We start from the raw sequence: 11,614 nt of genomic DNA, 5'->3' as shown, positions 1-11,614 counted from the left end.
AGGCTGTCGCTAGATCGACGCTGGATTGTTTCGTCGCTTCGCTCCTCGCAATGACGAAACAAGGTCGAGGAAGCACCATGAGCCAGGACCTGGAAGAACTGACCGCGCTCAACCGCGACTATGTCGCCTCGGTGCAGAACTGCGACGTCAAACGTTTCGACGAAATCCTGGCGCCCGAGTTTTATTGCTCAAACCCCGACAAGACCCTGGTCGACCGCGCCGGTTTCCTGAAGCAGACGGCGCAGCCGATTTCGATCCGGAATTTGATAGAGCACGACGTAATCATTCGCATCATGGGCGATTTCGCCATCATCCACGCCGCGACGAGCTACACCACGGCGGATGGCCAGGAGGCCAGCGGGCGGTACACCGATTGCTGGGCCAAGAAGAACGGCAAGTGGCTCGCAGTGTCGGCGCACGTGTCGCGTTGAGATTTCTCACCTCTCCCCCACTCCACTGTCATGCCCCGGCTTGATGCGGGCGATGACACTGTCATTGCGGCTCTCAGCTATCGAACACAATCACGCTTCGCAGCGTCTTGCCGGCTTTCATGTTGGCAAAACCCTCGTTGATCTCCGAGAGCTTCAGCTTGGCCGAGATCCAATCTTCCAAATGCAGCCGCCCGCGCAAATAGAAATCGACCAGGCGCGGCATGTCGACGCGGAAATGGTTGGAGCCCATCGACGAGCCCTGGATCCGGCGCTCGCGCAGAAAGTCGAAACCGTGCAGTTCGATCTTCTGGCCGAACGGGATCATGCCGACGATGGTGGCCGTGCCGCCCGAGGCGAGCATGCCAAAGGCCTGCTCGGCGGTTTCCTTGCGGCCGAGCACCTCGAAGGAATGCTGGACGCCGCCATTGGTGAGGTCGCGCACCTGCTTGACGACATCGCCGTCGGCGGGATTGATGATGTCGGTCGCGCCCAGCTTGGTCGCGAGCTGGAGCTTGGCCGGATTGGTGTCGATGGCAATGATGCGGCCGGCGCCTGCGATCTGCGCGCCGTTGATCGCGGCCATGCCGACACTGCCGCAGCCGATCACCGCGACGGTTTCGCCCGCAGTCACTTTCGCCGTGTTCACCACCGCGCCGTAGCCGGTGATGACGCCGCAGCCGATCAGCGCGGCGAGATCGAGCGGCATCTCTTTGCGGATTTTGACGATGGCGTTCTCGTGCACCAGCATCTGCTCGGCAAAGGACGAAAGATTCAGGAACTGGTGCAGCTTCTCAGGCTTCGACCAATGCATGCGGTTGGAGGCGCCCGGCAGCAGCTTCACCGTGGTGTCGGTGCAGAGCACGGTGCGGCCGGTGGTGCAATTGTCGCAGGTGCCGCAGAACACGGAGAGGCAGGTGACCACGTGGTCGCCGGGCTTCACATAGGTGACGTCGGAGCCGACCTGCTCGACGATGCCGGCAGACTCGTGTCCGAGCACCGCGGGCAGCGGATGCGGATAGAGCCCTTCCATGAAGTGCAGATCGGAGTGGCAGAGCCCGGCAACGGACGTGCGGATTAGGACTTCGCGCGGGCCGGGCTTCGGCAGGCTGACATCCTCGATCACCAGCGGCGTGTTGACTTCATAGAGGACGGCGGCCTTCATCGAGCACTCCCTATCGCGTTTTTGTTCGATCGTGACGCGCCAGCCTACGCTGCCAGAACCAGTTCGCCAACCTCGCTCATGCCGGCATCGCGATCGCCGAGCAGCAGCGCGGCGATCGTCGCCTGCGTGGTATTTTCCGTTAGCCGGAACGGGTCGCTCGGCGACACGCGATGGTCGATCACGAGGCGCGACAGCAGCAGCCGGCGCGCATCGCCGCGCATCTCGTGGATGCGATGCGCTTCCCAGGCGAGCGCGACGGCGCTGGCCACATGATAGAGCAGGCTCGTTGCGCGACGCGCGTCGGCTTCGTTGTCCGCCTTGCCCGCAACCTCGCGCGCAAAGCCGACGGCGCGATCGACAAGACCGCGCAAGGTGTCGCGCCAGGCCTGCGGCACCGAGGCGCTGTCGTCGAGGCGGGCATGCAGATCGGCCGATAGCGCGGATTCTGCGCCGTGGCGGCCGACGGCGCGCCTCAGCGCATCGATCGCAACGATGTTGCCGGTGCCTTCCCAGACCGAACCGAGATGTGCATCACGCAGCAGGCGTGCGGTGGCGAATTCCTCGATATAGCCGATGCCGCCGCGCATCTCGAGCGCATCGCCACAGACTTTTCGCGCATCGCGCGTTGCACGGAATTTCAAGGTCGGGGTCAGGATGCGCAGCAGCGCCGCCGCATCCTGGCTGCCGGCTTCCGCACGATCGAGCGCATCGGCGGTGAGAAAGCTCATCGACAGTGCCTGCTCGACCGGCAGCATGATCTTCAGCATCTGCCGTCGCCCGAGCGGCAGGTCGATGATGCGGTTGCCGAACACGACACGGTTCTTCGCCACCGTCATGGCATCATGATAGGCGCGGCGCATCAGCGCGGTCGACTTGACGCCGTTGGAGAGCCGCGACGAGTTCACCATCTCGGCCATTTGCACAAAGCCGCGGTCGAGTCGGCCTACGGCATAGGCGATCGCGCCTTCGAGCTTGATCTCGCCCGAGGCCATCGAGCGGGTGCCGAGCTTGTCCTTGAGACGCACGATCCGGTAGTGGTTCTGCGAACCGTCGTCGAGGAAGCGCGGCATCAGGAACAGGCCGACGCCGCGCGTACCGGGGCCGGCGCCTTCGGGGCGCGCCAGCAGCATCACCACTTTGGCATCGGCATTCGAGCAGAACCATTTTTCGCCAGTGAGGCGCCAATGATCGCCCTCCTGCACCGCGCGCGTGGTCAGCGTGCCGACGTCGGAGCCGCCCTCCTTCTCGGTCATGAACTGGCCGCCTTGCGTCAGCTTGCTCATGTCGGTCTGGGTCAGGCCGTCCAAATACTTTGCCTTCAGCGCGTCGCTGCCGAAATTCGCCAGCAGCTTCGCGCAGCCGTCGGTGACGTTGATCGGGCAGCCCATGCCGAATTCGGTCTGATTGAACAGGAAGGTGAAGGCATGTTTTGCCACCACCGGATATTTGTCCGGCCAGCCCATGATGCCCTTGCGGAGCGAGAGCGCGTGGATACCGAACTCACCGAAGGCGGCATTCTCCAGCTCGCGATAGGCCGGGTGATATTCGATCCACTGCACGTCGCGGCCGAACTTGTCGCGCTGGTGCAGCACCGGCGTGTGCCGGTCGGCGAGCCGCGCACATTCGTCGAGGTGGCCGCCGGCCAATTCACCGAGGCGGTCGAGATGCGGCTCGATGTGACGGAACAGCGTGTCTGGCAGATGAATGCGCAGGAGGTCCGTCAGCGCCTGATCGGCGCGATAGAAATTCATGCCTGTGGTGTCGGGCGCCAGCAGGCCGGATGGTGCGGCCGCGACATGTTTTGGCTGCGCTGTGGCCGGCTTGTGCATGATCGTCCTCTTCGTTTCCGCCCGGCGGCATTCTAGACGCTTGCCGCTTGGGATGATGTCGATCATGCTCCCATCGCGAGAGCCGATAAAGCCGCAAATTGTCAGGGAGGCATGATCGCCGTGAAAGAGCAATTCGCTCTGCGGAATTGTGATCGGCTGGCCCTGGATTCTGGCTGGTCGTTCGCTCAGGCGATACATAGATCAGCGGCGTCCCATCCCCGAGAGATCACGCCATGGAACATCCGAAATACAAGATCGCCCTCATCGTCGGCGCCGGCGAAGGCCTGAGCGCCTCGCTGGCACGGCTGCTGTCCGCGCAAGGCATTCGCGTCGCGCTGGCCGCACGCAAGATCGAGAAATTAGGCGCGCTCTGCGGCCAGACCGGCGCGAAGGCCTATGCCTGCAACGCCACCGAGCCAGAGGAAGTCGAGCGCCTGTTCGGCCTGGTCGAGCGCGAGATCGGCACGCCGGACCTCGTCATCTACAACGCCAGCGGCCGCGCGCGTGGCCCGTTCGTGGATCTCGTGCCTGCCGACGTCGCGAACGCGATCGCGGTCAGCGCCTATGGCGGTTTCCTGGTGGCGCAGCAGGCCGCAAAGCGCATGGTGCCGAACAAGCATGGCGCGATCCTGTTCACCGGCGCGTCCGCAAGCGTGAAGGGCTACGCGCAGTCCGCGCCGTTCGCGATGGGCAAGTTCGCGCTGCGCGGGCTGGCGCAGAGCATGGCGCGCGAATTGTCGCCGCAGGGCATCCATATCGCGCACTTCGTCATCGACGGCGGCATCCGCAGCGCGGCGCGCACGGAAGCAGAGGACAAACCGGATTCCATGCTCGATCCCGATGCGATCGCGGAGAGCTACTGGAATGTCTTGCAACAGCCGCGCAGCGCCTGGAGCTGGGAGCTCGAGCTGCGGCCGTGGGTGGAGAAGTTTTGAGAGGCAATAACGTAACAACAACCGTCATTGCGAGCGAAGCGAAGCAATCCAGAGATGCGTCCTCGGATACAGACTGGATTGCTTCGTCGCTTCGCTCCTCGCAATGACGAAGGGAGAGGGAGAGACAATGACCACCGAAACCACCATCGACACCGGCACCAATGAATTGCTCTGCGTCATCCGCGACCGCGTCGCTGTCATCACGCTGAACCGGCCGGAGGCGCGCAACTCGCTGTCGGACACGCTGACGCCGGCGCTGCGCATGATGATCCGGAGCTGTGGTGAAAACCCCGATGTCGGCGCGCTGCTCATCACCGGCGCCGGCGAGGCGTTCTGCGCCGGTGGCAACGTCAAGGGCATGGGCGCGCATCGCGATCCCAACAAGCTGGAGATGTCGCTTGATGAGCGCATCGCCGATCTCCAGGAACGGCAGCGGCTGCTCACTGGCGCGCTGGTGTCGGTGCGCAAGCCGACCATCGCCGCCCTTCCCGGCCCTGCGGTCGGCGCCGGGCTTGCCCTCGCCATGGCCTGCGACATCCGCATCGCGGCACAATCGGCCTTCGTCGCTACCGGCTATGCGCGCATCGCGCTCTCCGGCGATTACGGCATCGCCTGGCTGTTGACGCGGCTGGTGGGCACCGCGCGAGCGCGCGAGCTGCTGTTCACCGGCGATCGGGTCGATGCCGCGCGCGCAGAGGCCATCGGCCTCGTCAACCGCGTCGTTCCCGACGACAAGCTGCAAGCCGAAGCCTTCGCGTTGGCAAAGTCGCTCGCCGAAGGCCCGCGCCTGGCGCTGCGCTACATGAAGGACAATCTCGACGAAGCCCTGCTGTTCGATTTCGAAACCGCCCGCGACCATGAGGCCGAACGCCTGATTCGCCTGACCACCACCGCCGATCACAAGGAAGCGGTGCAGGCCTTCATCGAGAAGCGCAAGGCGGTGTTTACGGGGAAGTAGGGGGCAAGCCGCGTGAAGACAAAAAAATGCCCGGCTCAGATTTGACCTGAGCCGGGCTCGGAGTGGCGTCAGGCCGAGGCTGAGGGGCTATCGGCCTGACGGGAAAGTGCTGCGAGACGCCAGCTCGCGCAGGGAATGTCCTTCGGCGCGACGTGGATCTCCTTGTCGAAACGCACCAGCTTCCAGTCGTCAGGATGATTGACGAAGGCGAAGCCGGATTTGCGCGCGAGCGAGATCATGGTCTGGTTGGAGCGCAGCGTGTCGCCGAAGATGTGCTCGGCGCCAAGCGCGGCGGCGCGGCACTCGAGATTCTTCAGGAGCGCGGTTGCAATGCCATGCCCTTGCCAGCGGTCGTCGACCGAGAGGCCGAACTCGAGCGTCGAGGTCTCGGCATGAAAGGCGTAGCGCGCCTCGGCCACGATGGTCTCGAAACCGTCGACCATCATGGTGGCGACCACGGTGAAACGCTCGCGCTCGCCAACCTGGAGAAACTCGTGCAGCAGGCCTTTCGGCAATTCACTGATGGCGCCGAAGAAACGGTTGTAGCGGGAGCGGGTCGAGAGCGAACGGAAATAATGCTGAAGCTCGTCGGTGTCGCGCGGCTCGACGAAGCGAACGTCGAGCGCCTCACCCTGCCGGGTGCGCAGCGTGTCCGAATATTGCTTCAAATCTTCCAGGCGATAGATGCTCATGACATGAGCCTCGCGAAAAAGGACCGCCGACGCCCCTGTGATCAGGCCGCGCCGGCCTGGCGGCCAATCAGGCCCGCCAGAAGGGTTTCTCGGCTTCGTAAGCAACATCGCTCCAGGACAGGCCGACGTCATGGAGATCGCGGGCGGTCCAGTGGGTCAGCTCCCGACGGGTCCGGTAGCGCTCGTGCCAGACATGAAGGGTCTCGCCGATCTGCTGGATCAGGCCCGCTGCATGATGATTTGTCATCGAATTGTCGGTCAAAGTAGACATTTTCAGCTCCTTGAGCTAACTTGGCTGCTAATATCTGCTTCTAAGTGCGCTGCGACAAACGACAATTTGTACCTCTTCGCATGAATTAAGCTCATGCATCCTGCTGCCAGATGACTGCCAGATTGCCCTCCCTGAACGGATTGCGGGCCTTTGAGGCCGCCGCGCGCCACCTCAGCTTCACGCTGGCGGCGAGCGAGCTGAACGTGACGCAGACGGCAATCAGCCATCAGATCCGCCGGCTCGAGGAGGAGCTCGGCATCCGCCTGTTCATCCGGCAGAACCGCGCGCTGGCGCTGACGCCGGAGGCGCGCGACTACCTCCCCGGCGTCCGCGCCGCCTTCAACGATCTCCGCCTTGCCACTGACCGGCTACTGCGCAAGGACGACGACAAGGTGCTGACGGTCTCGACCATCGCCTCACTCGCCGCGAAATGGCTGCTGCCGCGATTGACCGATTTCCAGGAGGCCCACCCCGGCATCGACGTCCGCATCACCACCTCGACCAGCCTGGTCGATTTTCAGCGCGACAATGTCGACGCAGCGATCCGCTACGGCAGAGGCCAGTGGGCGGGCCTGCGCGCCGACTGGCTGATGGCGGACGAATTGTTTCCGGTGTGTAGCCCGTCGTTACTGCGTGGCGACGAGCCGCTGCGTACGCCTGGGGATCTGAAGGATTACGTGCTGCTCCACACCAACAGCGGTGACGACTGGCGGCTCTGGCTGACAGCGGCAGGCCTGCCGACCGACATTTCCCGACAGCCCGGCCTCACCTTCGATATGACTTTCGTGACAATCCAGGCAGCGATCGACGGCATGGGCGTGGCGATGGGCCGAACATCTTATGTGCGAGACGACATCGCCAAGGGCCGGCTCGTGGTTCCCTTCAAGATCGCGCTGCCGGCCGATGCCGGCTTCTATCTGGTCTCGCCCGAGGGCCGCCGCGAAGCACCGAAGCTCGCCGCGTTCCGCCAATGGATGATCGCTGCAACGCAAAATAAAGCCTAAAAACTCGTCATCTTCCGGAGCGAAATGGGTTGACTCGCAAGGCCCCGCGCGAGAGGGGTTGGACAGATTGTCGCAGCAACAATCTGTCGCCTTGCCGTGAAAATGAGTTCCGGTCCGGCCGTCTTCCAGGGGAGCAACGTCAATGGCTGGACCAGCAACCAATCCGCCCGCAATCAAGTCGCGTATCGGCGCGATCCTGCGCGCAACATCAGGCAATTTCCTCGAACAGTTCGACTTCTTCCTGTTCGGCTTCTACGCCGCCGCGATCGGCAAGGCGTTCTTCCCCTCCAGCAATGAGACCGCATCGCTGCTCAACACCTTTGGCGTGTTCTGGCTCGGCGCGTTGATGCGCCCGGTCGGCGCCATCGTGTTAGGGGCTTACATCGATCGCATCGGCCGCCGCCAGGGCCTGATCGTCACGCTCGGCATCATGGCCATCGGCACGGTCGTGATCGCGTTCTGCCCGAGCTACGCCACCATCGGCATCGCCGCACCTGTGATCGTGCTGATCGGACGCCTGCTGCAGGGCTTCTCCGCCGGTGTCGAGCTCGGCGGCGTGTCGGTCTATCTCGCGGAGATCTCGACGCCCGGTAATCGCGGCTTTTACACTTCGTTCCAGTCGTCGAGCCAGCAGGTCGCGATCTTCGTCGCTTCGATCCTCGGCTATCTGCTCTCCGAGGTGATGCCGGCCGACACCGTCGCCGCCTGGGGCTGGCGCATTCCATTCTTCGTCGGCTGCCTGATCATTCCTCTGATCTTCTTCCTGCGGCGGACGCTGGAGGAAACGCCGGCGTTCCTCGCGATGAAGAAGCACCCGACCGCAAACGAAGTGTTCGCCTCCGCGCTTGCCAATTGGCGCATCGTCATCCTCGGCATGATGATCGCGATCCTGACCACGACGACGTTCTACTTCGTCACCGTCTACACGCCGACCTTCGGCAAGACCGTGCTGAAACTGTCGACGCAGGATGCGCTGCTGGTCACGCTGCTGGTCGCCGTCACGAACTTCATCTGGAATCCGGTCGGTGGCGCGCTGTCCGACCGCATCGGCCGCAAGCCGGTGCTGCTCGGCATCGCCACCTTGTCGCTGCTCACCGCCTATCCGGCCCTGAGCTGGCTGGTGGCTGCGCCGACCTTCGGCAAGCTGTTGGCGGTCGAGATGATGTTCTCGTTCTATTTCGGCATGTACAGCGGCACCATGCTCGGTGCGCTGGTCGAGATCGTGCCGGCCCATGTGCGCACGACCTGCTTCTCGCTGGCCTTCGCGCTCGCGGCGGCATTGTTCGGCACCTTCACGCCGTTCGCCTCGACCCTGCTGATCGAGCATACCGGCAACAAGGCTGCACCGGGCGCGTGGCTGATGTTCGCGGCCGCGCTCGGCATCATCGCGGCGTTGATCGTCTATCGCGGCGGCGGCAAGGCCGTGCCGACGTATGATCCGGTGGCGGAGCCGGTCGCGGGGCACTGAATGGCGTTCCGGGGCTATGCGAAACATCGAACCCGGACCCTCGAGATTCCGGGTTCGGTCCTGAAGACCGCCCCGGAATGACAGCGGAGACTACAGCTCCACGACCACGTAGTCGCTCTCGACCTTCACCGGGATCGTTTCCGCGACATACGGGCCCTTCACCACGCGCGCGCCCGGCTCGACTTGAGCCGGATAGGCCTTCACGCGGAAGCGGCGGGGGTCGCAATAGGATTGGCCGGTGCGGATGTCGAACTCCCAGCCGTGCCAGGGGCAGCGGATGATCTCGCCGAGTTTGGTGTATTCGATCTCACCGGGATCCTTCGACTGCGCCAGCCCGATCAGCGGCCCCTCGCACAGCGCCGCGCCCTGATGCGGACAGCGGTTCATCAGGCCGAAATATTCGCCCTTGATGTTGAAGACGGCAATCGGCCGTCCGTCGATCTCCAGGAATTTTCGCGTGCCGGGCGGCAGCTCATCGACCGCGGCAATCACATGCCGCGCCATCAACTGATCCCGTACAGCTTTTTCGCATTGCCGAGATAAAACGCCTCGCGATTGGCATCGCTGACGCCCGCCGGCAGCACACGTGACGGCTCGTCATAGTCCCAATGCGGATAGTCGGTCGCGAACAGCAGCCTGTCCCAGCCGATCCAGTTGACGACGTCGAACAGATCCTCGCGCCGCTCGGGGTCTTCCATCGGCTGCGTGGTCCACCATACCTGCTCGCGGATATATTCCGACGGCGGCCGTTTTACATGCGGCACCTCGCTCCTGAGCCGCTGCCAGACCTTGTCGAGTCGCCACGCCAGCGACGGCGCCCAGCCGAAGCCGGCCTCGATCATCACCATCTTCAGTTTCGGGAAGCGCTCGAACACGCCTTCCAACACAAGGCTCGCCAGCGCCGATTGCTGGCACTGCGAATGGCCCACCATCTCCTCGATGTAATAGGAAGGCCAGCCCGACGGCGTGATCGGATTGCCGCCGAAGCCGAAAGCGTGCACACCGACCGGAAGGCCCGCCTCTTCCGCAGCCTGATAGATCGGCCAATAACGGCGCTGACCGAGCGGCTCGACATTGCGGCTGAGCAGCAGCACCTGAACGAAATTCTTGTCGCCGGCGCGCTCGCGAATCTCGGCGGCGGCGGACAGGCCGTCCTCATTGCCGACGACGATCGAGCCCTTCAGTCGATTGTCCTTGCTGGTCCATTTGTCGATCTGCCAGTCGTTGATCGCCGAACATAGCGCCGCCGAGAGCTCGTGATTGCGGATTCCCTGCCCGGTATTGAGCGGATTGAGCACGCCGAGTTGCACATTGTTGGGATCAAGCAGCTGCTTCTGCATGAAAGACAGCGATGAGCCCTGCGGGCCGCCCTCCGGCGGATAGGCGTCGCGGCGCGAGGCGTTGGGCTGCGCTTTCGGATAGGGGGGCCCTTCCATCATGCCTTGATAGGCATGAACGCCGTAGATCTCGAGATGATGCTGCCAGCGTTTGGCGAGATAGGGATAGAGCTCGGTCCGGGTCGCGCGTGCCGGATGGATATCGCAGTCGGCAATTGCGGTCTTCGTCGTTGGGGGGGAAGCGGCCTCTAGGCTCTCGCGGAACTGGATATTCATCGCCTTGCCTCCTTTGGCAGCGGGCTAGGTCAGGCGGGGATAGGTGGCGAGCGGATTGTCGATCATGATCTTGCGCACGAGATCGGGGGTGAGGCCCTCGGGGAGCGCGTCCTGGCCGTCGAACTGCCAGTGCGGATAGTCCGTGGAGAATAGGACCAATTCGTCCGACTGCATATGATCAAACAGGCGAATTAATGTCGCTTCGTCCGGCGGCGCATCAAATGGCTGTAACGAGAAGCGGATGTTGCTGCGCACAATTTCCAGCGGCGCGCGATCGACCCAAGGCGTCTCCATCCGCACCCCGCGCCAGAACTTGTGCAGGCGCCAGAGATAGGGCGAGATCCACGACACGCCGGATTCCAGCATCACCATCTTCAACCGCGGATATTTGGCGAACACGCCCTCGACGATCAGGCTGGTGAGCTGGGTCTGGAACGCCTGGGCCTGACCGACATAATCCTCGATGTGATAGGAACCCCAGCCCACCGCGGTCGGCGGATTGTGATAGGCGGAACCGGCGTGGATGCCGACCGGGAGGTCGAGCCGTTCCGCGGCCTCGTAGATCGGCCACAGCGCGCGCTTGCCGAGCGGCGTGTCGCCCATCACCAGCATCAAGACCTGCACGAAGCGCTTGTCCTGGGCGCAGCGCTCGATCTCGGCGACGGCCTTCTCGACGCTTTGCGTCGGGATCACGATCGAGCCGCGCAGCCGGGAATCGCGGTCGAGCCATTCCTTCGCGAGCCACTCGTTCAGCGCGCGGCAGAACGCGGCCTGCAAATCTTCCGAAAACACCATCTGCACGCCGTAGAGCGGGTTGCAGATGGCATGCGTGAGCTGGAAGGGATCGAGCACATGGCGCTGCATGTCCTCCAGGCTCTCACCCGGCTTGCCCTTCTCGGGACGCCAATCGGGCCGCGTCACGATCGGCGAGTTCTTCGGATAGGATTGCGAGACGAGATCGACCATGCCGCGCGTCGTCACCTGATCGCGCCAATAGTCGTTCAGGTATGGCAGCAGGCTGGTCAGATGCGGCACGGCCGGATGCACGTCGCAATCAACCCCGCCGGCGATCAGGGACGCCATGACGTCTCCCTTCTCACGTTTCCTCGTCGTGTCTTGTCGCGGACGACGCTTGGCCGCTTCGCCTTGTCCTCCATTCAAGCAGGCCTGCCCTCCGCCCGCAACTCGGCCAAGGCTTCTGTCATATGCTAGGAAGGCTGAGCTCAGTTGCAAAGGAATAGGGGTTTTGGA

General features: G+C 63.5%; 12 protein-coding genes. 5 read left to right on the top strand and 7 right to left on the bottom strand.

Going from position 1 to position 11,614, the window contains the following annotated elements; genetic code table 11:
* Nucleotides 1-77: 77 nt before the first annotated feature.
* Nucleotides 78-431, top strand: coding sequence for a nuclear transport factor 2 family protein (locus tag JJC00_RS04335; RefSeq protein ID WP_200471518.1), 354 nt, complete (start codon nt 78-80; stop codon nt 429-431).
* Between the two features lie 73 nt (nt 432-504).
* On the opposite strand, the gene JJC00_RS04330 is transcribed toward JJC00_RS04335, so the two are convergent.
* Nucleotides 505-1,593: a Zn-dependent alcohol dehydrogenase gene (locus JJC00_RS04330; protein WP_200471517.1), complete on the bottom strand. Its 1,089-nt coding sequence runs from the start codon at nt 1,591-1,593 to the stop codon at nt 505-507.
* Between the two features lie 44 nt (nt 1,594-1,637).
* On the bottom strand, nt 1,638-3,422 hold the full coding sequence (locus tag JJC00_RS04325; protein ID WP_200471516.1) for an acyl-CoA dehydrogenase family protein: 1,785 nt from the start codon (nt 3,420-3,422) through the stop codon (nt 1,638-1,640).
* Between the two features lie 233 nt (nt 3,423-3,655).
* On the opposite strand from JJC00_RS04325, the gene JJC00_RS04320 reads away from it, so the two are divergent.
* Nucleotides 3,656-4,357, top strand: coding sequence for an SDR family NAD(P)-dependent oxidoreductase (locus JJC00_RS04320; protein ID WP_200471515.1), 702 nt, complete (start codon nt 3,656-3,658; stop codon nt 4,355-4,357).
* A 127-nt stretch (nt 4,358-4,484) separates the two neighbouring features.
* Nucleotides 4,485-5,315, top strand: coding sequence for an enoyl-CoA hydratase (locus tag JJC00_RS04315; protein WP_200471514.1), 831 nt, complete (start codon nt 4,485-4,487; stop codon nt 5,313-5,315).
* A gap of 68 nt (nt 5,316-5,383) precedes the next feature.
* Here the strand turns inward: JJC00_RS04315 and JJC00_RS04310 are convergent, their stop codons facing one another.
* Nucleotides 5,384-6,007, bottom strand: coding sequence for a GNAT family N-acetyltransferase (locus JJC00_RS04310; RefSeq protein WP_200471513.1), 624 nt, complete (start codon nt 6,005-6,007; stop codon nt 5,384-5,386).
* A gap of 67 nt (nt 6,008-6,074) precedes the next feature.
* Complete coding sequence (locus tag JJC00_RS04305) at nt 6,075-6,278, bottom strand: DUF1127 domain-containing protein (protein WP_200471512.1); 204 nt, start codon at nt 6,276-6,278, stop codon at nt 6,075-6,077.
* 110 nt (nt 6,279-6,388) lie between these two features.
* Between JJC00_RS04305 and JJC00_RS04300 the strand changes: the two genes are divergently transcribed.
* Both JJC00_RS04300 and JJC00_RS04295 read left to right on the top strand, forming a co-directional pair.
* On the top strand, nt 6,389-7,282 hold the full coding sequence (locus tag JJC00_RS04300; protein ID WP_200471511.1) for a transcriptional regulator GcvA: 894 nt from the start codon (nt 6,389-6,391) through the stop codon (nt 7,280-7,282).
* 142 nt (nt 7,283-7,424) lie between these two features.
* Complete coding sequence (locus tag JJC00_RS04295) at nt 7,425-8,750, top strand: MFS transporter (RefSeq protein WP_200471510.1); 1,326 nt, start codon at nt 7,425-7,427, stop codon at nt 8,748-8,750.
* A gap of 90 nt (nt 8,751-8,840) precedes the next feature.
* On the opposite strand, the gene JJC00_RS04290 is transcribed toward JJC00_RS04295, so the two are convergent.
* The 3 genes from JJC00_RS04290 to JJC00_RS04280 are packed head-to-tail and all read right to left on the bottom strand — an operon-like array spanning nt 8,841 to nt 11,446.
* On the bottom strand, nt 8,841-9,254 hold the full coding sequence (locus JJC00_RS04290) for a Rieske (2Fe-2S) protein (protein ID WP_200471509.1): 414 nt from the start codon (nt 9,252-9,254) through the stop codon (nt 8,841-8,843).
* On the bottom strand, nt 9,254-10,363 hold the full coding sequence (locus JJC00_RS04285) for an amidohydrolase family protein (RefSeq protein WP_200471508.1): 1,110 nt from the start codon (nt 10,361-10,363) through the stop codon (nt 9,254-9,256). Before JJC00_RS04285 ends, JJC00_RS04290 begins: the two co-directional genes overlap by 1 nt.
* A 24-nt stretch (nt 10,364-10,387) precedes the next feature.
* A complete protein-coding gene (locus JJC00_RS04280; RefSeq protein WP_200471507.1) occupies nt 10,388-11,446 on the bottom strand; it encodes an amidohydrolase family protein in 1,059 nt (352 codons plus the stop codon).
* Nucleotides 11,447-11,614: the final 168 nt, after the last annotated feature.

This window comes from Bradyrhizobium diazoefficiens (assembly GCF_016616885.1).
Classification (GTDB): Bacteria; Pseudomonadota; Alphaproteobacteria; order Rhizobiales; family Xanthobacteraceae; genus Bradyrhizobium; species Bradyrhizobium diazoefficiens_F.
This window is presented reverse-complemented; position numbering and strand designations above follow the sequence as displayed.

Excerpts from the sequence above, each read along its gene's own strand:
- JJC00_RS04325 (WP_200471516.1), bottom strand. The coding sequence starts at position 3,422 with ATGCACAAGCCGGCCACAGCGCAGCCAAAACATGTCGCGGCCGCACCA.
- JJC00_RS04290 (WP_200471509.1), bottom strand. The coding sequence starts at position 9,254 with ATGGCGCGGCATGTGATTGCCGCGGTCGATGAGCTGCCGCCCGGCACG.
- JJC00_RS04310 (WP_200471513.1), bottom strand. The coding sequence starts at position 6,007 with ATGAGCATCTATCGCCTGGAAGATTTGAAGCAATATTCGGACACGCTG.
- JJC00_RS04335 (WP_200471518.1), top strand. The coding sequence starts at position 78 with ATGAGCCAGGACCTGGAAGAACTGACCGCGCTCAACCGCGACTATGTC.
- JJC00_RS04320 (WP_200471515.1), top strand. The coding sequence starts at position 3,656 with ATGGAACATCCGAAATACAAGATCGCCCTCATCGTCGGCGCCGGCGAA.
- JJC00_RS04295 (WP_200471510.1), top strand. The coding sequence starts at position 7,425 with ATGGCTGGACCAGCAACCAATCCGCCCGCAATCAAGTCGCGTATCGGC.
- JJC00_RS04300 (WP_200471511.1), top strand. The coding sequence starts at position 6,389 with ATGACTGCCAGATTGCCCTCCCTGAACGGATTGCGGGCCTTTGAGGCC.
- JJC00_RS04305 (WP_200471512.1), bottom strand. The coding sequence starts at position 6,278 with ATGTCTACTTTGACCGACAATTCGATGACAAATCATCATGCAGCGGGC.
- JJC00_RS04330 (WP_200471517.1), bottom strand. The coding sequence starts at position 1,593 with ATGAAGGCCGCCGTCCTCTATGAAGTCAACACGCCGCTGGTGATCGAG.
- JJC00_RS04280 (WP_200471507.1), bottom strand. The coding sequence starts at position 11,446 with ATGGCGTCCCTGATCGCCGGCGGGGTTGATTGCGACGTGCATCCGGCC.
- JJC00_RS04285 (WP_200471508.1), bottom strand. The coding sequence starts at position 10,363 with ATGAATATCCAGTTCCGCGAGAGCCTAGAGGCCGCTTCCCCCCCAACG.
- JJC00_RS04315 (WP_200471514.1), top strand. The coding sequence starts at position 4,485 with ATGACCACCGAAACCACCATCGACACCGGCACCAATGAATTGCTCTGC.